This window comes from Agromyces sp. Marseille-P2726 (assembly GCF_902809835.1).
Classification (GTDB): Bacteria; Actinomycetota; Actinomycetes; order Actinomycetales; family Microbacteriaceae; genus Agromyces.
Genome location: NZ_CADDWM010000015.1, coordinates 612,730 through 635,139 on the forward strand (window position 1 = coordinate 612,730; position 22,410 = coordinate 635,139).

Below are 22,410 nucleotides of genomic sequence, written 5' to 3' on the forward strand. Positions count from 1 at the left end.
GGTGAACTGCTCAGGCCTTGTTCAGGTACCCGCTCGCCTCGGCGTCGAGGCGCCGCACCTCTTCTGCGAGGGCGCCGTGCCGCTCGAGGCCCTCGTCGCCGGCGAGCACCTCTGCGGCGAGTTCTCTCGCATCGGCGATCAGGTCGCCGTCGCGGGCGACCCTGAGCAGCTTCAGCGACGAACGGCCACCCGACTGCGACGCGCCCAGCACGTCGCCCTCCTGCCGCAGCTCGAGGTCGACCCGTGCGAGCTCGAATCCGTCGAGCGTCGCGGCGACCGCCTCGACGCGCTGACGGGCGAGCGAGCCCGACTCGGATGACGTCACGAGCAGGCACAGGCCAGGAACCGCGCCCCGTCCGACCCTGCCGCGCAGCTGGTGCAGCTGCGACACGCCGAAGCGGTCGGCGTCGACGACGACCATGGCGCTCGCGTTGGGCACGTCGACGCCCACCTCGATGACCGTCGTGGCGACGAGCACGTCGATCTCGCCTGCCGCGAAGGCGCGCATCGTGGTGTCTTTCTCCTCGGCGCTCTGACGGCCGTGCAGCTGCGCGATCCGCTTGTCGGCGAACCGGGGGTGCGCCTCGAGTTCGGCGAGCACGGAGGCGACGGATGCCCCGGGCTTGGCGTCGTCGGTGCTGTCGGCCTCGCTCGCCTCGAGCTGCTCGCCGTCGTCTTCGGCCACGCGTGGCTCGATCGCCGGGCAGACGACGAAGCCCTGCCGGCCCTGCTCGACCTCCTCGGCCAGACGCTCCCAGACCCTGGGGCGCCACCCGGGGCGGTCGGCGAGCGGCACGACGAACGACTCGATGCCGGCACGGCCGACGGGAAGCTCGCGGATCGTCGAGACGTCGAGGTCGCCGAAGACCGTCATGGCGACGGTGCGCGGGATCGGCGTGGCCGTGAGCACGAGCACGTGCGGCGGATGCTGGCCCTTCAGTCGCAGCGCCTCGCGCTGCTCGACGCCGAAGCGGTGCTGCTCGTCGACGACCACGAGGCCCAAATCGGCGAACGACACGGTTTCGCCGATGAGGGCGTGCGTGCCGACGACGATGCGCGACTGCCCGGCCGCCGCACGGAGCAGGGCCTTCTTGCGTTCCGCGGCGGGGAGCTGCCCGGTGAGCAGGGTGGGCACGAGCGCTGCGGACAGGTCGGGGCCGAGCATGCGTGCGATCGAGCGCAGGTGCTGCGCGGCGAGCACCTCGGTGGGCGCCAGCAGCGCGGACTGGCCGCCCGAGTCGGCGACGGCGAGCATCGCCCGGAGGGCGACGACCGTCTTGCCCGACCCGACCTCGCCCTGCACGAGGCGGTTCATCGGCACGGGCTGCGCGAGGTCGTCGGCGATCTCGGCACCGACCTCCTGCTGGTCGCCGGTGAGCTCGAACGGCAGCGATGCATCGAACCGGTCGAGCAGACCCCCCGAAGACGGATGCCGCGCGCTCGTCGTGTGGGCGCGCAGCTCGGCGCGCCGCTGGAGCAGCGCCGTCTGGAGTACGAATGCCTCGGTGAACCGGAGGGTGCGACGGCCGGCCTTCCAGTCGGCCGCCGCCTCGGGGCGGTGGATCGCCTCGAGCGCCTCGAGGTGGCCGAGCAACGACCGCCGTTCGCGCACCACCTCAGGCAGGGGGTCGTCGACGGGGCCGAGCCCGTCGAGGAGCAGGGCGATGGAGTTGGCGAGCTGCCAGCTCGCGAGCGAGCCGGTGGCGGGATAGATGGGGATGGGCGACTCGGCCCACCGCTTCGCCGCCGCGGAGTCGGCGTCGAGCGGCGTGGCGTCGTCGAACAGCTGGTAGTCGGGGTGGGCGAGCTGGCGGTTCCCCTTGTAGTCGCCGACCTTGCCCGCGAAGATGCCGCGGCGCCCGGGCCGCAGGTCGTTCTCGCGCCACTTCTGGTTGAAGAAGGTGAGGGTGAGGATGCCGGTGCCGTCGGAGATCTTGGCCTCGAGGATCGAGCCGCGCCGCTGGCGCATGTCGCGAACGCGCACCTCGAGCACCTCGGCGACGATGGTCACGTTCTCGTCGAGCGGAAGACTGGCGAGGGCGGTGAGCTCGCCGCGCATCGCGTAGCGCCTCGGATAGTGGCCGAGCAGCTGGCCCACGGTGCGATAGCCGAACGCGCGCTCGATCGCCTGCGCCGTGCGCCCTCCGAGCGGCCCCGAGAGGCGCGTGTCGAGCGTGAACCGGCCGGCGCCCGGGGCATCCGCTGCCGTCATGGTTCGATCGTAGGCTCCGCCCCCGTCAGCGCCGCGAGCTCCTCCTGCACGTACGGGTCGTCGGGTCGGGCGCGGGCGAGTTCGCGTTGAAGCTCGAGCGCTTCGTCGGTGCGGCCGAGGGTGCGCAGGCATCTCGCCACGGACCAGCGGGCGACGTGCTGCTGCTCGGTCGTGCCGTAGCGGTCGGCCGAGTCGACGGCGAGCTGGAACTCGGCCAGCGCCGCGTCGGGTCGACCGCCGTCGTGCAGCGCCCACCCGAGGTTGTTGTGCAGTGCCACTCCCCAGCGCAGGACTCGCGGGTCACGAGAGCCCGCCAGCACCTCGAAGCCCTCGGCGGCCCACTCCTCCTCGTGCCCGAGATCGTTCAGGGCCAGCATGTGCAGCGCGTCGAGCACGAGGAACGGCGAGCCGGCCAGCGCGCCCTCTCGCACGCCGCGCGTGAGCTCGGGCAGCGCCTCGAGCCGGCGATCGGGGTCTGCGGCGAGGATGCGACCGCGCTCGATCGCGATGCGCGCCCGGACCTCGGCGGCCTCTCGCTCGGGGTCGTCGGACGAGATCGCCTCGGCGGCGGAGTCGAGCACCTCGAACGCCTCCTCCCACCGGTGCTGGATGCCGAGCGCGCGCGCGAGCTGGGTCGCCATCACGGCCCGGACGTGAGCGGTGTGCTCATCGTCGTCGGCTACCTCGCGGAATCGCTCCTCGCTCGCCGCGGGGTCGCTGAAGTCCCACAGCAGGTCGATCATCTGCTGTTCATCCCCCCGGTGTCGGGACGGTTCGGCGGGCGCTTGGTCGTTCGAGTCATCCACCCCTCCATCATGGCAGCGCTGGGCAGCAGGGACGCGCCCGACTGGCACCGATATGCTGCGGGGAGCATGACCCGTATCATCGCCGGCTCCGCCGGCTCCCTCACCCTCGCGGTGCCGCGGTCCGGCACGCGTCCGACGAGCGACCGGGTTCGCGAGGCGATCTTCTCGGCGCTGGAGTCCCGCGACGCGATCGACGGCGCCACGGTGCTCGACCTGTACGCCGGGTCCGGCGCACTCGGGCTCGAGGCGGCGAGCCGGGGCGCCGCCGAGGTCGTCCTCGTCGAGAAGGCGAAGTCCGCCGCCGACGTGTGCCGCCGCAACGCCGACGCCGTGGCGAACGCCGCGCGTGCGGCGGGCGACGGCGTGCGGATCCGGGTCGCGTCCCGGTCGGTGGCGTCGTACCTCGACGAGGCGGCGGCCGGGTTCGATCTCGTGTTCGTCGACCCGCCGTACGAACTGGCCGAGCGGTCCCTCGCGCGCGACCTCGAGCTGCTCGCGCCCCTGCTCAGCACCGACGCGGTGGTCGTCGTCGAACGCAGCTCGCGATCCCCGGAACCGACCTGGCCCGACGGCATCGCTCGCGACCGTCGCCGCGACTACGGCGAGACGACGCTCTGGTGGGCGTCTGCCGCTCAGCCCGACCGGCCGTCCCAGCCGGAGTAGGCGTCCCATCCGTCGGCGCCGGCGATGACGCCGTCGACGAGCACGGCGCCGGGTTCGTCGACCACCCGCCCGACGACCTCGAACGGCATCGGGACCTCGGCGCCGGCCGGGAACGTGGCGAGCAGGCCGTGGTCCTCGGCGCCGGCCAATGCCAGCCTCGGATCATCGCCGAGCGCCGAGGCGGCGAAGTCGATGCCGACGCCGCTGGCCTCCGCGATGCGTCGCGCGTCACGGGCGAGGCCGTCGGAGACGTCGAGCATCGCCGTGGCGCCCGCGAGCGCCGCGGCAATGCCCGCTCCCACGGGCGGCTCGGGTGCCAGCTGCGCCCGCACGAGCTCGGGATGCCGGGCCCGCACCTGCTGGGCGCGCGCGGGGTCGGGCTCGCCGGCGGCATCGGTGCCCCCGTCGAACAGCAGGGCGAGCCCGCGTGCCGCATCACCGCGTGCACCGGCGTGCGCGACGACGTCGCCGATGCGCGCACCCGACCTGAGGACCGGGGCCCGACCCTCGAGGTCGCCGAAGGCCGTGACCGCGATCGTGAACACGCTCGAGGCCGACAGGTCGCCCCCCACGACCCCCGCGCCGGGAGCGAGTGCGGCCAGTCCCTCCCGGAGGCCGTCGGCGACGCCCTCGAGCACCGACACGGGGCTCGTCGGCGGTGCGGCGATCGACACGACCAGGGCCGTCGGGCGAGCGCCCATGGCGGCGACATCCGTCAGGTTCGTGGCGGCCGCCTTCCAGCCGAGCTCGTAGGGGGTCGACCACGCCAGCCGGAAGTCGGGGCCGTGCACGAGCAGGTCGCAGGTCACGACGAATCTCCCGTCGGCAGCGGCGACCACCGCCGCATCGTCGCCGGGGCCGAGCAGCGCTGCGTCGCCCGAACGGAGCCGTGGAAGGATGCGGGCGAGCACTGCGCTCTCGCCGAGGTCCGCGATGCTGGCGGTGCTCGGCGGCTCGGCGCGTTCCATGGCACTCACGGTAGCCTGATCGGGATGTCCCACCCAGCCGCCCCCCGGCCGCGTCGTGCCCTTCGACGGGTCGCCTTCGCCCTCTCCCTTTCCGTGGCAGCCTCGGCCCTCCTCGCCGGCTGCAGCCAGCCCGTGACCTTCGATCCGGCTCCGGCGGCCAGCGATCCCGATTGCGCCGCGGTCGTCGTGCGACTGCCCGACTCCGTGGCGGGGCTCCCCGAGCGCGAGACGAACGCGCAGGGCACCGGGGCGTGGGGGCAACCGGCATCCGTGCTGCTTCGCTGCGGCGTCGAGCCGCCCGGCCCGACGACCGAGCGATGCGTGAGCGTCGATGGCATCGACTGGATCATCGACGAGTCGGATGCCCCGACCTATCTGTTCACGACGTACGGCCGCACGCCCGCGGTCGAGGTGGTCGTCGACAACGACGTCGTGTCGGGAACAACCGCGATCACCGATCTCTCGCGCGCGGTGGCGGCCATACCGGCCGAGGGTGGATGCGTCGCCGTCGACGACGCACCGGCCATCGGTTGACCGCTCGAGGCGCCGCTACCGAGCGCCTCTCGCGTACCCCACCTCGATGAGCTCGGTGATGAGCTCGGGGTACTCGAGCCCCGAGTTGAGCCAGCACGTGGGGAACATCGAGATGGGCGTGAAGCCCGGCATGGTGTTGACCTCATTGACGACGAAGCCCTCGTCGGTGAAGAAGACGTCGACCCGCGCGAGTCCCTCGCCGCCGATCGCCTCGAACGCTCGCCGAGCGATGCGCTGCAGCTCGAAGAGCTCGCCGTCGCCGAGATCGGCCGGGCACACCAGGTCGACGCCCGGCGCATCCAAGTACTTCGCCTCGAAGTCGTAGAAGTCGCGCCCCGTGACGACCACCTCGCCCGCGACCGACACGCGCACGTCACCGGCGGCGCGGCCCTCGAGCACCGCCACCTCGATCTCGCGGCCGGCGATCGCAGATTCGACCAGGACCGTGCGATCCTCCGCGAACGCGATGTCGAGGGCCGCATCGAGCTCGGACCAGTCGGAGACCTTCGTCACCCCGACCGAGGAGCCCGCTCGAGCGGGCTTCACGAACACCGGGAGACCGAGCGAGCGCGTGCGCCGCTCCCACAGCTCGGGGTCGGCGGCGACCTGCGCCTCGGTGAGCGTGACCCAGGGCGCCACCTCGATGCCGGCTCCCTCGAGCGCGGTCTTCGTCGCGTGCTTGTCCATGCCCACGGCCGACGCGAGCACGCCGTTGCCGACGTACGGCAGTCCGAGGAGTTCGAGCAGCCCCTGCACGGTGCCGTCCTCGCCGAACCGGCCGTGGAGGATGGGGAAGACGACGTCGACGGTTCCGAGCGAACGCGTGCCCGCGGCGGTTCCACTGAGCTCCGTCGACGTGTCCGTCACCGTCAGCTCACGAGTGATCGCGTCGGAAGGCCAGCGCACGCGGGTGCCGTTGTCGATCACCTCGGGGAGGCGCTCGGGGTCGAGGGTGAACCGCTCGGGGTCGTCGGCTTCGAGCACGAAGGCGCCCTCGCGGGTGATCCCGACCGGGATCACGTCGTAGCGGTCACGGTCGATCGCCCGCAGTACTCCTCCCGCCGTCGCGCAGCTGATCGAGTGCTCGCTGGATCGCCCGCCGAACAGCAGAACCACCCTCAGCTTTTCCATTCTTGGTCCTTTCGCCCTTCGGCTCGTCGTCGGTGGTGAGATGGGGCGCGATGTCCTTCGGCGCGAGCGTACCGGCCAGCACCTGCCTGACCTGCTCGACGATCGGCATCTCGACCCCCTTTGCCCGGGCGAGCTCGAGGATCGGGCCCACCGACGCGAGCCCCTCGGTCGTCTGCTGCATCTGATTGACGACATCCGCCAGGCGGTATCCCTGGCCGAGCAGCCGCCCCGCCGTGTTGTTGCGCGACAGCGGGGACTGGCTCGTCGCGATGAGGTCGCCGAGACCTGCCAGGCCCGACAGCGTCTCGGGGTGTGCCCCGTAGGCCACGGCGAAGTCGGTCATCTCGACGAGGCCGCGGGTGATGATCGACGCCTTCGTGTTCTCGCCGTAGCCGGCACCATCGACGATGCCGATCGCGACGGCGATGAGGTTCTTCAGGACGCCGCCGAACTCGGTGCCGATCACATCGGTGTTCACGAACGAGTGGAAGTAGCGGTTGCGCGCGAGCAGGGCCACGGCCTGGGCGGTGTCGAAGCTCGACGATGAGACGACCGCCGCCGTCGGCTGCTCCTTCGCGATCTCGAGCGCGAGGTTGGGCCCCGAGATGACCGCGATCTGCGACGGATCGATGGGCAGCACCTCGGCGACGACCTCGCTCATGCGCCGGCCCGTGGACTTCTCGACGCCCTTCATCAGCGACACGACCTTGGCCTCGGCGTTGATGTGCGGCGCCGCGACCTTCAGGTTGTCGCGGAGCGTCTGGCTGGGCACCGACACGTACACCTGCTCGGCACCGGCGAGCGCGAGGTCGAGACGGCTCGTCGCGCGCAGGCCGATGGGAAGGTTCACGCCCGGCAGGTAGTCGCTGTTGCGCTTGGCCTCCTGGATCTCGCGGGCGAGCTCGGGTCGCCGCGCCCAGATCATGACGTCGGCGCCGCCGTCGGCGAGGATCTTCGCGAACGTCGTGCCCCAACTGCCCGCCCCGAGCACGGCGACACGCGCTCCGTGGGGCCTCCTAGCCTTCAAGGCGACCCGTCTCCTTCTGCCCGTGCGCGGTGGGATCCCACCGCTCGGCCGGGGCGGGCTCATCGCGGAGCTCGGCGAGCAGTGCTGCGATGGCGTCCATGAGGTCGCCGGTCGCCTTGAGCAGCATCGACTGGTCGAGCGGCTTGCCGCGGTAGGCACTCAGGTCGAGCGGCTCGCCGATGATGACGTCGATCGTCTTGCGAGGGAAGAGGCTGATCTTCTTGCCGTACCGCGGCAGGAGCGCCTGCGTGCCCCAGTGGGCGGCGGGGACGATCGGGATGTCGCGCTCCAGCGCGATTCGCACCGCACCCGTCTTGCCGCGCATGGGCCAGAGCTCGGGGTCGCGGGTGAGCGAGCCCTCGGGGTACACAATCACCATGCGACCCTTCTCGACGAGCTCCTCGGCGGCCTTGAGTGCCGCATGGCCCTGGCTGCCGGCGCGCTCGACGGGGATCTGCCCCGACCTGTGCAGGAACCATGCGAGCACGGGGTTCTTGAACAGGGAGGCCTTGGCCAGGAAGCGCGGTGCGCGCCCGAGCTTCCAGCTCGCGGCGCCCATGACGACCGGGTCGATCTCGCTGTGGTGGTTCGGCGCGAGGATGAAGGCGCCGGTCTGCGGCATCCGCTCGGGGTGGTGGAACCGGAACCGCACCACGAGGTTGAAGATCGGCAGGATCAGGACCGCGAGGAGCCAGAAGAACGAGGGTCGGCGGGTCTCCGAACGCGGCTTTCCTGCAGGTTCGGAGGAAGGTTCGTGACGGGGCACTCGCCCATTATCCTTCGAGTTGGAAGTCCGCCCCGAGGAGCTCGAGCTTCGTGATGAAGTTCTCGTATCCGCGCGCGATGATGCCCACGTTCGAGACGGTCGACCGGCCGTCGGCGGTGAGCGCCGCGATGAGGTGGCTGAAGCCTCCGCGCAGGTCGGGGACCTCGATGTCGGCGCCGATGAGCTTCGAGGGCCCCGAGATGACGGCGGAGTGCTGGAAGTTGCGCTGACCGAAGCGGCAGGCGCCGGCCCCGAGGCACTCCTTGTGCACGTCGATCGACGCACCCATCTCGACGAGCGCGTCGACGAACCCGAATCGCTGCTCGTACACCGTCTCGTGCACGATCGAGACGCCGTGCGCCTTCGTGAGTGCGACGACGAGCGGCTGCTGCCAGTCGGTCATGAATCCCGGGTGCACATCGGTCTCGATGATCACGGGCTTGAGCTCGCCCCCGGGGTGGTAGAACCGGATGCCCTCCTCCTCGATCTCGAACGCGCCGCCGACCTTGCGGAACACGTTGAGGAACGTCAGCATCTCGGCCTGGCGCGCACCGCCGACGAAGACGTCGCCCTCGGTGGCGAGCGCCGCGGCGGCCCAGCTCGCCGCCTCGTTGCGGTCGAAGAGCGCGCGGTGGGTGTAGCCGTCGAGCTTCGCGACACCCTCGATGCGGATGACGCGGTCGGTATCGACCGTGATGATCGCGCCCATCTTCTGCAGGATGTTGATGAGGTCCATGATCTCGGGCTCGATCGCCGCGCCCGAGAGCTCGGTGATGCCGTCGGCCAGCACCGCGGTGAGCAGCACCTGCTCGGTGGCGCCGACACTCGGGTACGGCAGCGAGACCTTGGCGCCGTGCAGCCCGTTCGGGGCCGACATGCGGATGCCGCTCGGAAGCTTCTCGATGATCGCCCCGAAGTTGCGCAGCACCTCGAGGTGGTAGTCGATGGGACGGTCGCCGATGCGGCATCCGCCGAGGTCGGGGATGAAGGCCTCGCCGAGGCGGTGCAGGAGCGGCCCGCAGAACAGGATGGGGATCCGGCTCGAGCCCGCGTGCGCGTCGATGTCGGCCATGTGCGCCGATTCCACCGCGGACGGGTCGAGGATGAGCTCGCCCTCGTCGACGCCGTGCGTGACACTCACGCCGTGCACCTCGAGCAGGCCACGCACGATGCGGACGTCGCTGATGTTCGGCACGTTCTTGAGCACGCTCGGTGTGTCACCGAGGATCGCGGCGACCATCGCCTTGGTGACGAGGTTCTTCGCGCCTTTCAGCTCGATGCGTCCGCGCAGCGGCTTGCCGCCGTTGATGGTGATCTGGTCGACGTTGAGTCCGACGGCCGTCGCGTGGTTCTTGGCATCCTGCCCGAGTGTGTTCACAGAGCTCCTGTTGTTCCTGCCGGCTCCGGGATGGGGAGCGTTTTCGGCCGCCAAGCCTCGCGTTGTGACTCGAACTCGGCGATGGACTCCTCATCCCGCAGGGTGAGCCCGATGTCGTCGAGCCCTTCGAGAAGCCTCCACCGAGTGTAGTCGTCGATGTCGAACGGCACCGTGAGCGCGCCCGCGCTCACCGTACGCTCAACCAGATCGACGGTGACGGGTATTCCCGGGTCGGTCTCGACGATCTCCCACAGCCGCTCCACGTCCTCGTATGCGACCTGCGCCGCGAGGAGCCCCTGCTTGCCGGAGTTGCCCCGGAAGATGTCGCCGAAGCGGGAGCTGATGACGACGTCGAACCCGTAGTCGCGCAGGGCCCACACCGCGTGCTCGCGGCTCGACCCGGTGCCGAAGTCGGGACCGGCGATGAGGATCTTCGCGCCGGCGTACTCGTCGCGGTTGAGGACGAACTCGGGGTCCTTGCGCCACTCGTGGAAGAGCGCGTCGTCGAAGCCGGTCTTGGTGACCCGCTTCAGGAACACCGCGGGAATGATCTGGTCGGTGTCGACGTTCGAGCGGCGCAGCGGAACGGCGACGCCGGTGACGGAGCTGAACTTCTCCATGTCAGCGAACCCCCTCGGTGGTCGAGTCGGCCGGAACGGCCGTATCGAGACCATGCTCCAGGTCGGAGGGACTCGACAGCGTGCCGCGCACCGCGGTCGCCGCAGCGACGAGCGGCGAGACGAGGTGCGTGCGACCCCCCTTGCCCTGCCGGCCCTCGAAGTTGCGGTTCGAGGTCGACGCGCAGCGCTCACCCGGCGCCAGTTGGTCGGGGTTCATGCCGAGGCACATCGAGCAGCCCGCGAAGCGCCACTCGGCGCCGAACTCCTCGAAGACCTTGTCGAGGCCCTCGGCCTCGGCCTCGAGACGCACGCGCGCCGAGCCGGGCACGACCATGACGCGCACGCCGTCGGCCTTCCTCCGGCCCTTGATGATCGAGGCGAAGGCCCGCAGGTCTTCGATGCGGCTGTTCGTGCAGGAGCCCATGAAGACGGCGTCGACCGGGATCTCCTTCAGCCTCGTGCCCGGCTCGAGCGCCATGTACTCGAGTGCGCGCTCGGCGGCCGCGCGCTCGTGCTGATCGGCGATCGACGCGGGATCGGGCACGGAGTCGGACAGCGAGACGCCCTGCCCCGGGTTGGTGCCCCAGGTGACGAACGGTTCGAGCGTGTCGGCGTCGATGTCGACCTCTGCGTCGAAGACCGCGCCGTCGTCGGTGGCGAGTGTGCGCCAGTATTCGAGCGCGGCATCCCAGTCGGCGCCCTTCGGCGCATGCGGGCGGCCCTGCAGGTAGGCGAACGTCGTCTCGTCGGGCGCGACCATGCCGGCGCGGGCACCCGCCTCGATCGACATGTTGCAGATGGTCATGCGGCCGTCCATCGACAGCGAGCGGATGGCGCTGCCGCGGTACTCGAGCACGTAGCCCTGGCCGCCGCCGGTGCCGATCTTCGCGATGACCGCGAGGATGATGTCCTTCGCGGTGACGCCGGGACGCAGGGTGCCCTCGACGTTGATCGCCATGGTCTTGAACGGCTTCAGCGGCAGGGTCTGCGTCGCGAGCACGTGCTCGACCTCGCTCGTGCCGATGCCGAACGCCATGGCGCCGAACGCGCCGTGCGTGGACGTGTGCGAATCGCCGCAGACCACGGTGATGCCGGGCTGGGTGAGTCCGAGCTGCGGACCGACGACGTGCACGATGCCCTGTTCGACGTCGCCGAGCGAGTGCAGTCGGATGCCGAATTCGGCCGCGTTGCGGCGGAGGGTCTCGATCTGCGTGCGACTCGTGGGGTCGGCGATCGGACGGTCGATCGCGAGCGTGGGCGTGTTGTGGTCCTCGGTCGCGATCGTGAGATCGGGGCGGCGAACGGGTCGACCCGCCATTCGGAGACCGTCGAAGGCCTGCGGGCTCGTGACCTCGTGCACGAGGTGCAGGTCGATGTAGATCAGGTCGGGCGTGCCGTTCTCGCCCTTCTTCACGAGGTGCGCTTCCCAGACCTTCTCGGCCAGGGTGCGGGGCCGCGCGTGCGACGTCGGACCGTCGGGCGTACTGCTGTTCGCGGATGCTGCGTTCATGTCTTCGCTTCCTTGGAATTCGTGGTCGACCGACGACGGACTCCGCGACGGGATCGGCCTAGAACGAGGCCCCGTCGCGGCAGCGAAGAAGGAGGAGTCGCGGCGCACGCACCCATCCAGATTACACGGTGTCGAGCGGCACTCGATCCACGAGCAGGGCGAACTCGCCGAGCAGCAGGGTGGCTCCACCGGGCACCGACGTGCGAAGACCGGGCTCGAGCCGGCTCGATCGGCCGTCGGATGCCTCGACGGTGATGCCGTTCGTGGAGTGCAGGTCGGTCACCACGAGTTCGTCGGCGACGACCTCGACGAGCGCGTGCGTCTTCGACACGGATCGCGCCGGATCGGTCAGCGCGACCGGGGCGGCTCCGACCGGTGCCGCGTCGGTGGCGGGGTGCCGGCCGAGCACGATCGGGCGCAGCACGAGCACCTCCACGCCGCCGTCGCCACGCAGACGCCACGCCCCCGGCACGGGCTGCGTCGTCGGTGCCTCGATGCGGGTCTCACCGGTGGGCGGCGCGTCCGACGCCGCCGACCCGGGCGGCGTGCTCGGCGCGGGCGCCGGAACGGCCCCGGGCGGCGGCGGGAAGGACGGCAGCACGCGGGGCGGCGCATCCCGAGCCGTGCGATCGGGCGCCTCTGACGGCGCCTCGGGGATCAGTCCCGGCGGCGGGACGATGAAGTCGGGCTCGGCCACCCGACCACTCTAGCGACGGCTCCGGACGCGGTAGCGGCTGACGAAGCGGCGCACCCGACCCGCGGCAGCGGCCACGGCGGCGGTCGCGGCATCCGCGGTCTTCCAGCGATCCTCCACCACCTCGGCTGACACGTCGGCGCCGCCGAACACGTCGCGGTCGATGGTCGCGGCCAACGTGGTGAGCCGAACGGGCTGCACCGGCGTCGCCGACGATTCCGTCGACGTCGAGGACGCCGGCGTGGCCACTCCCGTCACGACGAGGCCCTGCTCGAACTGCTGCTGCTCGAGGGCTCGTGCCGCCTGCCGTCGGGTGCCGCGAGCCGGGGGTTCGAACCCGAGCTCGGCATACCGGTCGACGAGCTCATCCCATGCCCCTGCGGCCCGTCGATCGCCGGCGCCCGTGCCGCGCCGCCGTCGACGTCGCCGGCGCTTGACGAGCGCCACGAACGCCATGGGCAGGAACACGATGGCCGCGGGGATCCCGAGCGACGCGAGCGCGACCCACACCCAGGCCGGAATCTGGAACGGGCGGTCGCGGTCGTCGTCGTCGGTGTCGTCGATCTCGACGGTCGTGAGCAGTTCGTCCTCGACGTGCTCGGCACGTGGTGGCTGGCGCACCTGGGGCTGCGGCTCCGACTTCGGTTTGGGGGTCTGCTCCTGCGGCACGTCGACCTGGTCGGGAGTCGGCCGGAAGGCGATCCAGCCGACGTCCTCGAACGGCACCTCCACCCAGGCGGTGACGTCAGCGCCCACGACTTCGATCTCGTCGGCGTCGTCGGCGATCTCGGGCGCGAACCCCATCACCACGCGCGCCGGGTGGCCCAGGTGCCGCGCCATCAGGGCCATCGCCGCGGCATACTGCTCCTCGTCGCCGACCATCTGCGACCGCGTGAAGAGCTCGATGAGGCGGTCGGCACCGTGGCCTGCTCGCGACGGCACCGAATCGCTCGCCAGGCCATGGCTCAGGAACCCCCCGGCCTTCAGTCCCCGCTCGATCGCGCGGAGTTGCTCGATGGGCGTCGCCGCTTCGCCGGCATACTCCTCGGCCTTGGCCGCAACCACGTCGGGCACGTTCTCGACCGGCGGCATCGGGACTCGGGCGACCGGCACGTCGACGAGGTCCTCGAGATCGGGTTCCCGCTGGATGCGTGCCTCCACGCGATACCTCGCGTCGGCTCCGACGCCGCTCGTGAGCACCGCGGTGCCGGCCGCAGCGTTGTACCGCAGGTCTCCCGCCTGTGCACTGCTCGCCTCATCGAGCAGCTCGAGCATGGAGCCGTACCCGATCGTGGGCAGCCACACGTCTGCGTACGCCCCGCCCGACACCTCGATCTCACGACTGCTGCCGAGGCTCGCGAGCGGCGGTTCGGGAAGGGTCGACCCGACGATGGCGTAGCCGCCGTCGTCGGCGTCTTCGGGACCGGCGACGGTCCACAGGCGGCCGGTGTACGCGTCCATGGTCGCGAGCCTGATGACGTCGCCGGGCTCCAGGCCGGAGACCCGGAACAGCGGCTCCTCGGCCAGGTCCTTCGTGTACGTCCGGAACCCGGCCAGCGGGCTCGGGAACTCGAGCGGGTCGAACGGTGGCACGATCTGCTCGCGCAGCACGAAGCGATCGGGCGATGCGGGCGCGACCGCGAGACCGGCCGCAGCGCCGACGACCACCGCGCCGGCGACGATCGCGGCCGAGCCGGTGAGCTTGCGCCGCCGCAGGCGGGCCGCGCCGTCGACGGACGCCTCGACCGTCGTGCCGCGGCGCCAGGCGAGCCAGACGAGCGCGATCGCTGCGAACGCCACCCCTCGTACGCCGGCGAGGAACGCCTCCTCGGTGCCGAGGAGGATCCCCGACACGTAGAGGAGCACGGGGCCCGCGAGCACGACCGCCGAGCGCAGCGGCGTGCGCTTCGCCGCGATCCAACGCAGCAGCAGCATCGTGCCGATCATCGACACGAGCCATGCTGCGAAGTACGGAACGGCAGCGACGTAGTACGGAGCCTCGACTGGCGCCGCGATGGTGAGGATGTCCGCCCACCCGAAGACCGCACCGACCGCGAGTCCAGCGAGCGATTGGAGGCTCGGCAGGATGACGAACAGGGCGGCATCCGGCATCGTGAACGGCGTGCCGAGCAGGAAGTAGGCGGCAAGGCCGAGGAGCACGGTGGTCAGCACACCGAGCCCCCACGCGGTTCCGGCGACCGCGGCAAGCGTGCCGACGACGATGCCGGCGATGGCGGCCAGCATGAAGTTCAGGTCGCCGAAGCTCGTCTCATAGCCGGCGATGCCGAGCAGCGAGAGCACCGCGAGCACCGCGAGGTCGCTCCACGCCGAGCGGGGGAAGCGGGTCACGGGCGCACCCTCCGCACGAGTCGGGACAGCTCGTCGAGCGAGCCGACGGTGACCACGGTCGAGTCGGCGATGCGCGAGATCCGGGAAGCGGCACCCACCTGCGCGCGGAATGCGAGCACCTGGGTGTCGGCGCCGAAGACCGTCTCGACGGCCCGGAACTCCGAGAGGGGGGCGAGCGAGCCTCCCACGACGATGACGACGCTCGGGGTGGGGACGCGCTTGGATGCCTCGCGCACGAGGTCGCGGATGGAGAGGCCATCGGCCTCGACCGGCTCGATGCGGCTCGTGTCGTCGAGCAGCGCGGTCGCGGTGGCGGTTCGCAGGCGCAGTCGATCGGTGACGGTCGCAAGCCGCGTCGCGTCCCGGATGACCTGCACGCCGATGGATGCGAGCACCGAGACGGCGAGCTCGAACTCGTCGTCGGAGGCGTAGTGGGCGCTCGCGGTCGACTGCACGAGCAGGAGCTGCGAGCGCCGGGTCTCCTCGTACTGCCGGACCATGAGCTGACCGGTGCGGGCCGAGGTGCGCCAGTGCACGTTCCGCAGTGCGTCGCCGGGTTCGTAGGCGCGGAGGGCGTGGAACGAGATGTCGTTGTTCGTGATGGTCTTGGTGGCCTCGCCCTCGAGGTCGCGCACGAGTCCGGCGGCCGACGGTTGGAGTCGCGCGGTGATCGGGTGGACGAAGAGCTCGACGGGGTCGGTCCAGCGCACCTCCCGCCGCAGCAGGCCGAGCTGGTCGCCTCGCACCGACACCGCGGGTCCGGCCACGATGACCGCGCGTCGGTTCGTCGGAACGGCGAACAGCTCCTCGTGCTCCCGGCCCGCCTCGAGGGCGGGGACGACGAACTCCGCAACGCCCGCGCCCACCGGGAGTTCGAGGCGCGAGGGCACCGACGGCGAGTCGCCGGCGTTCTCGACGAGGAGCCGACCGAACGCGCGCTCCCCGGCGACGACCCGTGCAGGCTGGAGTTCGATGGCCACCCGGTAGTGCATGCGCCCGAAGATGAACGGGATCGAGACGAGGATGGCACCCACGAGCGTCGCGCCGAGGAAGGCGAACTCGATCCAGCCGAACGCCCACGCGAGCGCGAGCGAGACGAACGCGGCGAGCAGCACGAGCCACCCCACGCGGGAGACCACCCCGGTCACCGGGGCGACGATCCGTGCGAGGCGGGCGCCGCCTTCCCGGAGCCGACGCCCGGTGGAGCGACCGGATGCCGCGACGGAGCGCACGACGGAACGAATCGCGATGCGCGTCTGCGAGGGTCTGCGGGAGGGTGTCGTCGCAGGCGCGCCGGTCTCGGACGTCATGCCGCCCGGTACGCGGGCGGTGCCACGTCGATGAGCGCGCGCGAGACGATATCTTCGGCGGTGACGCCGGAGAACTCGGACTCGGGATCGACGATGATGCGATGGGCGAGGACGGGCACGGCGAGGTCGCGCACGTCGTCGGGCGTCACGTACGACCGCCCGTGGGCGATCGCCCAGGTCTTCACCGTTCGTGCGAGCGCGAGCGCGCCGCGCATGCTCACCCCGAGCGCGGAATCGCCGTGCTCGCGGGTCGCCGACACGATCTCGTTGAGATACGACAGCCCCGCGGCATCCACGTGCACTTCCGAGGCGAGCTGGGCCATCGTCGTGACCGAGCTCGAGGCGATGATCGGCGCGACCTTCGACGCGCGGGCGCGGTTCGCCGAATCGAGCAGCAGCGTCACCGCCGTGTCGTGGTCTGGGTACCCGAGCGACGTCTTGATAAGGAACCGGTCGAGCTGCGCCTCGGGCAGCGAGTAGGTGCCGGCCTGCTCCACCGGGTTCTGAGTCGCGATGACCATGAACGGCGAGCCCACCTCGTAGCTCTGGCCGTCGACGGTGACCCGCCCCTCCTCCATGACCTCGAGGAGCGCCGACTGCGTCTTCGGGCTCGCCCGGTTGATCTCGTCGGCGAGCACGATCGACGCGAAGATCGGCCCGCGGTGGAACTCGAATCGCCCCTTGCCCTGGTCGTAGATCGTCACGCCCGTGACATCCGAGGGCAGCAGGTCGGGCGTGAACTGGATGCGGGAGTTCGTGCCGTCGAGCGTGTTGGCGAGCGCCTTGGCGAGCACGGTCTTGCCGGTGCCGGGGAAGTCCTCGAGCAGCACGTGCCCGTCGGAGAGCAGTGCCGTGAGCACGAGCTCGATGACGTCGCGCTTGCCGAGGATCGCGCGGTCGACGTTGTCGACGAGCTTCGAGAAGGCGTCCTGGAACCAGAGCGCCTGTTCTTGTGTCACTGCCATGATCGGGTCTCCATCGTTTCGAGTTCGTTCACAAGCGGATGCCAGGCGAGTGGCCGTGGCGTCGGCCCGCTCAACTGCATTGGCCGGGCGCAAGGTTGTTCCACTGGGCGCCGGAGATGATGTTCGTGCGCGAGATGCTCGACGGTCCGTCGATAGCAACCCAGATCTGGGCCTCGTGCCGGATGCCCAGCCAGTTCTGCAGTCGCTGGCTCCCGTCGCCGCCGATGCTGAACGTCTCTCGGTAGAACGCGCTCGAGTCGCCGTCGAGCGACGTGTACATCGTGTGGCCGCCACTGCTGAAGTTCTGGTACCGGACCACGACGGCGTGCCCACCACCGCTCGCGGTTCCCTTGCAGATCCGGGCGGAGGGTTGCGGCGGCGGCTGGTTCTGCACGCCGACGGTGTCGGAACTGATGGGGCCGGGTGCGCCGCTACCGTTGTTGACAGCGCGCACGTCGACCCGATGCGAGCCCGCGCCCACGCCGGCGAACGACGTGGATCGCCCGTCGACGTTCTTCCAACCGCCGCCGTCGATGCGCGCCTGGTAGGTGACGCCACCACCTCCGGTCTCGCTCGGAGCGTTCCACGACACGTCGACGCGGGTGGGCGCGTAGCCCGCGGCGGACGCCTGCACGCCCCTGGGCTCGCTCGGGGTTCCGTACGGCGTCCGCGACGCGGAGCGCGCCGACCACTCTCCCCAGCCGATTCCGTTGTGCGCCCGAACGGCGAAGGTGTAGGCCGTTCCGTTCGTGAGTCCGCCGATCCCCTGGTTCGTGCCGGCTGCCGTCGCGGGGAAGTCCCGGATCGCCCCGTTGACGTCGACCTGGTACGCGTCGATCTGGGAATTGTTGTTCGCCGGCGCCGTCCACCTGATGGTCACGGTCCGATCCCCGGAACCCTGGATGCTCGGCGGCGCCGGCCGATCGGGCTCGTCGCGCACCGTGACGATGATGCGTCCCTGCACCTCCCGGGCGGGATCACGCGTACCATCCTGGATGCGGTAGATCACGCTCAGCGTGCCGGTGAAACCGGACCCAGTGCGCACCGTCACGTCGGATGCCGTGAAGCTCGCGGATGCGGCGGTCCCGACATCCGCCTGGTCGATCCTCGCGTCGACCACGCGAAGCGGGCTGTCTGGCGCGAAGGGGTTGAAGTCGTTCGCGAGCACAGCGACCGTTCGGGAGTCGCTGCGCTGCAGCTCGACGGCGTCGTCGTTCGCCCTCGGCAGTGCCCGAGTCGATGACACGACGCTCACGTCGACGTACCCGGGCACCGTGAACTCGTTGAACCTCACGTCGAAGGTGATCCTCGCGCTGGTTCCCGGTTGCACGCCGAGCGGCGAAGACACCCGCAGGATCGAACCCTCGACGATCTGCGCCTGGATGTCGGCCGACGCGCCGCCGAGGTTCGAGTAGGTGATCCGCTCGATGTTGTCGGGGTTGGGCTGATCGCTCGAGGCGCGCAGGTCGACGTCGAGCGGCCCCTCGCCGGCCTCGATGGTCTCGCTGCGCGGCGTGAAGGTCGGCGGGGTGTCGTTGAAGTCGGGATCGCCGACGGTGATGGGGATGGTGAGGATCGCGGTCCGCCCGATCGGGTCGGTGGCGCTCTTGCCGTCGGTCACCTCGAAGGTGAGGGATGCCGCGCCGCGGTAGTCCTGCGCGGGCACGAACTGCAGCGCCGTGCCGCTCACCATCGCCGCCTCGCGCGCGTTGGTCGCCGATGCCGAGAGGATCAGCGCCGGATTGCCGGACGGCACGACGACGAGGTCGTCGACGTTCCAGCTGATCCGGCCGTTCATGGGCACGATGACCTCGCCGATGTCGGCGAGGTACGGCGCGGGGAACTTCGCCTTCTCCTCGGCCGCGAGCTCCTCGGGCGTCTTCGGCCGCTGCGTCTCCTCGACGGTGTCATCGCCCGAGGGCACGGCCGGAACGATCACGAACGCCATCGCCGAGAGGTCGTCGATGTCGTTCGTCAGGCGGTAGGCGACCGCGAAACGCTCGCGGCCGGGCGTGACCTCGATGCTGCCGTCGGGTGCCACCTCGGCTCGCCCGGCGTTGGGGCCCTCGACGCTCACCACCAGGTCTTCGACGAGCCCGCCCGGATTCGTGGCATCGGCGAGCGGCGTGACCGTCACCGGCTCGCCGTCGACCACCTGCTCTGGCTCGATCACCTGGTCTTCGGCCGTTGGTGGATCGATGACGGCGTCGTTCGTGACGGCCACTTGGAGGAACGCGGTGTCGGCGCCGCCGTGGCCGTTCGAGATCTCGTAGCGGATCGTGTACGCCGCCTCCTGCTCGGGTGCCATGACGACGATGCGTCGTCGATCCCGGATCTCGGCCTCGATTCCCTCGTCGACGTCGGGGAGGTCGACGACGCTGAGGCTGAATCCGCTGGGATCGGAGTCGTTCAGCAGCACCTCGACCGATGCGGTGCGTCCGGGCCTCATCTCGATCGTGTCGTCGACCGCGGTGGGCGGCAGCTGCACGACGGGCCGCGGGATCACGCCGATGCGTATCGTGCCCTCGGCCGTGGCCCCGAGCGTGTCGCGCAGCTCGTAGGTGAACGAGTCGGTGCCCGCGGAGCCGGAGAAGGCCTCGTACGTCAGCGAGGTGCTCGTGCGCTCGATCACGCGACCGAGGTTGGGCGGCGCCGAGATGCCGGTGAGGGTCACGGAGTCGCCGTCGGGGTCGAGCTGGTCGAGCGGGATGTCGATCTTCACGGCCGAGCCCGCGAAGGTGCGCGACGTGAGCGGGGTCGGCAGCGGTGCGCGGTTCTCCCCGGCATCCTTCGCGACCACGGTGAAGCTCACCGTGGCACGAGCCGACTGCTCGTAGTCGTCGGCGACCGTGTAGACGACCGAGTACACGCCGGCGCTCTCGGGCGCCTGGAATCGCACGGCATCGTCGTCGACGAAGGCGAGTCCGTCGGGCGTGCTGAGGTCGGCCAGCTCGGGCAGCACGTGGATCTGCGCGGCATCGGGGTGGTAGTCGTTCTCGAGTACGGGAACGGTCACGATGTCGCCGGCCCGCACGATCGCGCCGTCGTCGACGGCGACGGGCGGCTGGTGCTTCACGAGCGGGGGAACCGGCACGACGGTGACCGTCGCCGTCGAGGAGTTCACGCCGTCGGACACCGTGTAGCTGAACTGCAGTTGCCGGTCGAGCGCCTGCGACGCCGTGACCCGCGTGACGGTGTTCGTGAGGATCTCGACCGACACCAGTCCCTCGGTGGCCGAGTCGTCGATCGACTGCACCGCGAGCACGCGACCCGACGGCGACACGTCGTTGGCGAGCACGGGCACCGTCAGGGGCTCGCCCGGCCGGAGGTACGCCGTGTCCTTCACGGCGATGGGCGGCGGTGCCTCGGCGGGTTGCTCCACGACCTGCACCCGCAGCAGGCCTTTGCTCACCGACGCACCAGCGCCGAGGTTGTACAGCAGGACGTACTCCCCCGCGACATTGCTCGAGAACGCGATCGTGCCCCGCTCGACGTTGGGCGTGATCGTGGCGTTCTCGGGGATCTCGTCGACGCCGAGCAGCTCGAGGCCGGCGCCCGAGGGCGACAGGTCGTTCGCGAGCGGCTCGATGAGCTCGGTCTCGCCGAGGAACACCTGCGCGAAGTCGGGTGTGCCGATGGGGTTCAGCGTTCCGGTCGGTTTCACGTCGACCACGAGTGTTCCCGAGGCGGTCGCCCGGCCGTCGGAGACCGTGAACTGCACCTCCTTCTGGCCGAGCTCGGCCGAGCGGTGCTCGAAGGTCACGTACCCGTCGGGGCTCGAACGCACGGCGTCGCCGCCGGTCGGCGACGCGTTCACCAGGTAGAGGTCGTCGCCATCCGGGTCGTTCCAGTCGCCGAGCACGTTGTACGAGAGCTGCTGCCCCTGCTCGACGCTGATGGCGCCCGAGCGCATCGAGGTCGGGGCGGCGTTCTCGCTCTCGGGCACGACACGGACGTTGACGGATGCCTCGGCCACGCCGCCGCGGCCGTCGTCGACCGAGTACCGGAAGGAGACGGTGCCGGCGGCACCCTCGGCGGGCGAGAACTGCAGCGCCCTGCCGCCGTCGATGAGCTCGAGCCGACCCGCCGCATCCGAGATCTCGGTCGTTCCGGCCACCGTCAGCACATCGCCGTCGGGATCGGTGTCGTTCTCGAGCACCTCGAGGATCGTCGTGCGTCCGGGGCGCACGCCGTAGTCGTCGTCGCGTGCCACCGGCGGCCGGTTCACGTCGGTGCGCTCGGCGAGCGTGTCCTCGAAGGTCTGCTGGGAGCTCTTCTCGTCGCCCTCCAGCTCGTCGCTCTCTTCGGGAGGCGTGACCTCCTCCCAGTTGTCGACCAGGCGCAGGTCGGAGTCGACGAGCCACGAGTTGCCGTTCGTCAGGTTGTTCAGCACGATCACGTCGCGGTTGACGCGGAACTCGAGGTGCGAGCCGGCGGTGGGCTGCTCGATCGAGACGGCCCTCGGCTCCTCGCCGTCGCAGACGGCCAGGTAGCTCCCGGTCGGTGCCCAGGCACCGTGGATGCATTCGCCGAGCCGCACCGGGGCCGCGACCTCGTCACCCGAGGTCGCCGCGGCATCCGCCCCGTTCTCGATGAGGCGCGCCTCACCGCCGTCGAGCGGCGCGTCGATCAGGCCCGATCCCGTCGCGAGCACGACGCGGTCACGCTCGGGACCCGACTGCTGGAGCCGCAGGGCCGGCTCGGGCAGCTCGATCGCGCGCCCGTCGACGATGATCGCGTCGGCCCCGACATCGAAGACGACGGCGCGTTCGCCGACCGCCGCGAGCTGGTGTCGACCGAGCGACGGCAATTCGGATTTCTCGGGGTCGTCGCCGTCGCGCCGCAGGGTGATGAGCTCGCCATCGCCGGGCGACGTGGCGAAGACGGTGCCGTCGGCGCTGACGGCCACCTGCGCCCGGTCATCGAGCTCGGCGACGGGTTCGCTGCCGCGGAAGTCGAACGACAACTCGCCGCCCGCCGGCACGCGCCAGAGCTCGCCCTTCGGTGACAGCACCGCGAGGATGTCGCCGCCGTAGGCGACCTTCGACGCCGGCGGCACGTCGATCCGCTGCACGAGGGTCGTGAACGACGGATCGATGCGCTCGAGCGAGCCGACGCTCGGGTCGAACAGGAACGCGTCGTCGCCGTTCTGGAAGACGTCGATCTCGTTCGTCGCGGTCGCCACGGCCGCGTCCAGTTCCTCGATCTGGCGGTTGAGGCGCCCGGCCAGCAGCTCCTCGGCGTTGGTGACCCAGACCTCCCGGGCGCGCAGGTCGGGATCGGTGACCGGGAACCCCTGGTGCAGCACCGCGATTCCGAGCGGCACGCCGACGAGCACCGCCAGCGCGGTCGCCGACGCGACCTGCTTGCGACCACGCGCCCAGGACGTGAAGGTACCCACGCTCAACTCCCCAGGACGAAATCGCTCGATCGCACGCAATGGAAATCCGACCGCTCGGCGGTCGGACGGCTTTCAC

Annotated in this window: 16 protein-coding genes; 2 read left to right on the top strand and 14 right to left on the bottom strand. The window is 70.7% G+C overall.

The genetic code is table 11. The features are described from left to right. Positions 1-10: 10 nt before the first annotated feature. Positions 11-2,212, bottom strand: a complete 2,202-nt coding sequence (locus HUS56_RS15535) for an ATP-dependent DNA helicase RecG (RefSeq protein WP_173924305.1) — start codon at positions 2,210-2,212, stop codon at positions 11-13. Further along, a complete protein-coding gene (locus HUS56_RS15540; protein WP_173924306.1) occupies positions 2,209-2,955 on the bottom strand; it encodes a tetratricopeptide repeat protein in 747 nt (248 codons plus the stop codon). The genes HUS56_RS15535 and HUS56_RS15540 overlap by 4 nt, the downstream gene beginning before the upstream one ends. Positions 2,956-3,084: 129 nt before the next feature. Between HUS56_RS15540 and rsmD the strand changes: the two genes are divergently transcribed. Beyond that, the gene (gene rsmD / locus HUS56_RS15545) at positions 3,085-3,681 is read left to right on the top strand and encodes a 16S rRNA (guanine(966)-N(2))-methyltransferase RsmD (RefSeq protein WP_173924307.1); all 597 of its coding nucleotides are present in this window, start codon (positions 3,085-3,087) and stop codon (positions 3,679-3,681) included. On the opposite strand, the gene thiL is transcribed toward rsmD, so the two are convergent. Beyond that, the gene (thiL, locus tag HUS56_RS15550; protein WP_173924308.1) at positions 3,651-4,649 is read right to left on the bottom strand and encodes a thiamine-phosphate kinase; all 999 of its coding nucleotides are present in this window, start codon (positions 4,647-4,649) and stop codon (positions 3,651-3,653) included. The genes rsmD and thiL overlap by 31 nt on opposite strands. Before the next feature lie 24 nt (positions 4,650-4,673). Here thiL and HUS56_RS15555 point away from each other — a divergent pair, with 24 nt between their 5' ends. Then, positions 4,674-5,183, top strand: a complete 510-nt coding sequence (locus HUS56_RS15555; RefSeq protein ID WP_173924309.1) for a DUF3515 family protein — start codon at positions 4,674-4,676, stop codon at positions 5,181-5,183. Positions 5,184-5,198: 15 nt separating this feature from the next. Here the strand turns inward: HUS56_RS15555 and HUS56_RS15560 are convergent, their stop codons facing one another. From HUS56_RS15560 to HUS56_RS15610, 11 genes are all read right to left on the bottom strand, one after another. Further along, positions 5,199-6,314, bottom strand: coding sequence for a D-alanine--D-alanine ligase family protein (locus tag HUS56_RS15560; protein ID WP_173924310.1), 1,116 nt, complete (start codon positions 6,312-6,314; stop codon positions 5,199-5,201). Then, positions 6,214-7,305 carry an NAD(P)H-dependent glycerol-3-phosphate dehydrogenase gene (locus tag HUS56_RS15565; RefSeq protein WP_254431485.1) on the bottom strand — a complete coding sequence of 364 codons (1,092 nt, stop codon included), beginning with the start codon at positions 7,303-7,305 and terminating at the stop codon, positions 6,214-6,216. Before HUS56_RS15565 ends, HUS56_RS15560 begins: the two co-directional genes overlap by 101 nt. Before the next feature lie 25 nt (positions 7,306-7,330). Next, positions 7,331-8,107 carry a 1-acyl-sn-glycerol-3-phosphate acyltransferase gene (locus tag HUS56_RS15570; protein ID WP_254431486.1) on the bottom strand — a complete coding sequence of 259 codons (777 nt, stop codon included), beginning with the start codon at positions 8,105-8,107 and terminating at the stop codon, positions 7,331-7,333. A gap of 7 nt (positions 8,108-8,114) precedes the next feature. Continuing rightward, a complete protein-coding gene (gene murA / locus HUS56_RS15575; protein ID WP_173924312.1) occupies positions 8,115-9,485 on the bottom strand; it encodes a UDP-N-acetylglucosamine 1-carboxyvinyltransferase in 1,371 nt (456 codons plus the stop codon). Beyond that, the gene (gene leuD / locus HUS56_RS15580) at positions 9,482-10,105 is read right to left on the bottom strand and encodes a 3-isopropylmalate dehydratase small subunit (RefSeq protein ID WP_173924313.1); all 624 of its coding nucleotides are present in this window, start codon (positions 10,103-10,105) and stop codon (positions 9,482-9,484) included. Before leuD ends, murA begins: the two co-directional genes overlap by 4 nt. Before the next feature lies 1 nt (position 10,106). Continuing rightward, complete coding sequence (gene leuC / locus HUS56_RS15585) at positions 10,107-11,615, bottom strand: 3-isopropylmalate dehydratase large subunit (protein WP_173924314.1); 1,509 nt, start codon at positions 11,613-11,615, stop codon at positions 10,107-10,109. Positions 11,616-11,736: 121 nt separating this feature from the next. Then, on the bottom strand, positions 11,737-12,312 hold the full coding sequence (locus HUS56_RS15590) for an FHA domain-containing protein (RefSeq protein ID WP_173924315.1): 576 nt from the start codon (positions 12,310-12,312) through the stop codon (positions 11,737-11,739). A gap of 9 nt (positions 12,313-12,321) precedes the next feature. Next, positions 12,322-14,658 carry a transglutaminase domain-containing protein gene (locus HUS56_RS15595; protein ID WP_173924316.1) on the bottom strand — a complete coding sequence of 779 codons (2,337 nt, stop codon included), beginning with the start codon at positions 14,656-14,658 and terminating at the stop codon, positions 12,322-12,324. Continuing rightward, positions 14,655-15,968, bottom strand: a complete 1,314-nt coding sequence (locus HUS56_RS15600; RefSeq protein ID WP_173924317.1) for a DUF58 domain-containing protein — start codon at positions 15,966-15,968, stop codon at positions 14,655-14,657. The genes HUS56_RS15595 and HUS56_RS15600 overlap by 4 nt, the downstream gene beginning before the upstream one ends. Beyond that, positions 15,965-16,933 carry a MoxR family ATPase gene (locus tag HUS56_RS15605; RefSeq protein WP_173924318.1) on the bottom strand — a complete coding sequence of 323 codons (969 nt, stop codon included), beginning with the start codon at positions 16,931-16,933 and terminating at the stop codon, positions 15,965-15,967. Before HUS56_RS15605 ends, HUS56_RS15600 begins: the two co-directional genes overlap by 4 nt. A 70-nt stretch (positions 16,934-17,003) precedes the next feature. Continuing rightward, positions 17,004-22,334, bottom strand: coding sequence for an Ig-like domain-containing protein (locus HUS56_RS15610; protein WP_173924319.1), 5,331 nt, complete (start codon positions 22,332-22,334; stop codon positions 17,004-17,006). Positions 22,335-22,410 lie beyond the last annotated feature (76 nt).

What these genes read in the sequence shown, in the direction of transcription:
- HUS56_RS15535 (WP_173924305.1), bottom strand. Translation starts at nt 2,212, where the DNA reads ATGACGGCAGCGGATGCCCCGGGCGCCGGCCGGTTCACGCTCGACACG.
- HUS56_RS15540 (WP_173924306.1), bottom strand. Translation starts at nt 2,955, where the DNA reads ATGATCGACCTGCTGTGGGACTTCAGCGACCCCGCGGCGAGCGAGGAG.
- rsmD (WP_173924307.1), top strand. Translation starts at nt 3,085, where the DNA reads ATGACCCGTATCATCGCCGGCTCCGCCGGCTCCCTCACCCTCGCGGTG.
- thiL (WP_173924308.1), bottom strand. Translation starts at nt 4,649, where the DNA reads ATGGAACGCGCCGAGCCGCCGAGCACCGCCAGCATCGCGGACCTCGGC.
- HUS56_RS15555 (WP_173924309.1), top strand. Translation starts at nt 4,674, where the DNA reads ATGTCCCACCCAGCCGCCCCCCGGCCGCGTCGTGCCCTTCGACGGGTC.
- HUS56_RS15560 (WP_173924310.1), bottom strand. Translation starts at nt 6,314, where the DNA reads ATGGAAAAGCTGAGGGTGGTTCTGCTGTTCGGCGGGCGATCCAGCGAG.
- leuD (WP_173924313.1), bottom strand. Translation starts at nt 10,105, where the DNA reads ATGGAGAAGTTCAGCTCCGTCACCGGCGTCGCCGTTCCGCTGCGCCGC.
- leuC (WP_173924314.1), bottom strand. Translation starts at nt 11,615, where the DNA reads ATGAACGCAGCATCCGCGAACAGCAGTACGCCCGACGGTCCGACGTCG.
- HUS56_RS15600 (WP_173924317.1), bottom strand. Translation starts at nt 15,968, where the DNA reads ATGACGTCCGAGACCGGCGCGCCTGCGACGACACCCTCCCGCAGACCC.
- HUS56_RS15605 (WP_173924318.1), bottom strand. Translation starts at nt 16,933, where the DNA reads ATGGCAGTGACACAAGAACAGGCGCTCTGGTTCCAGGACGCCTTCTCG.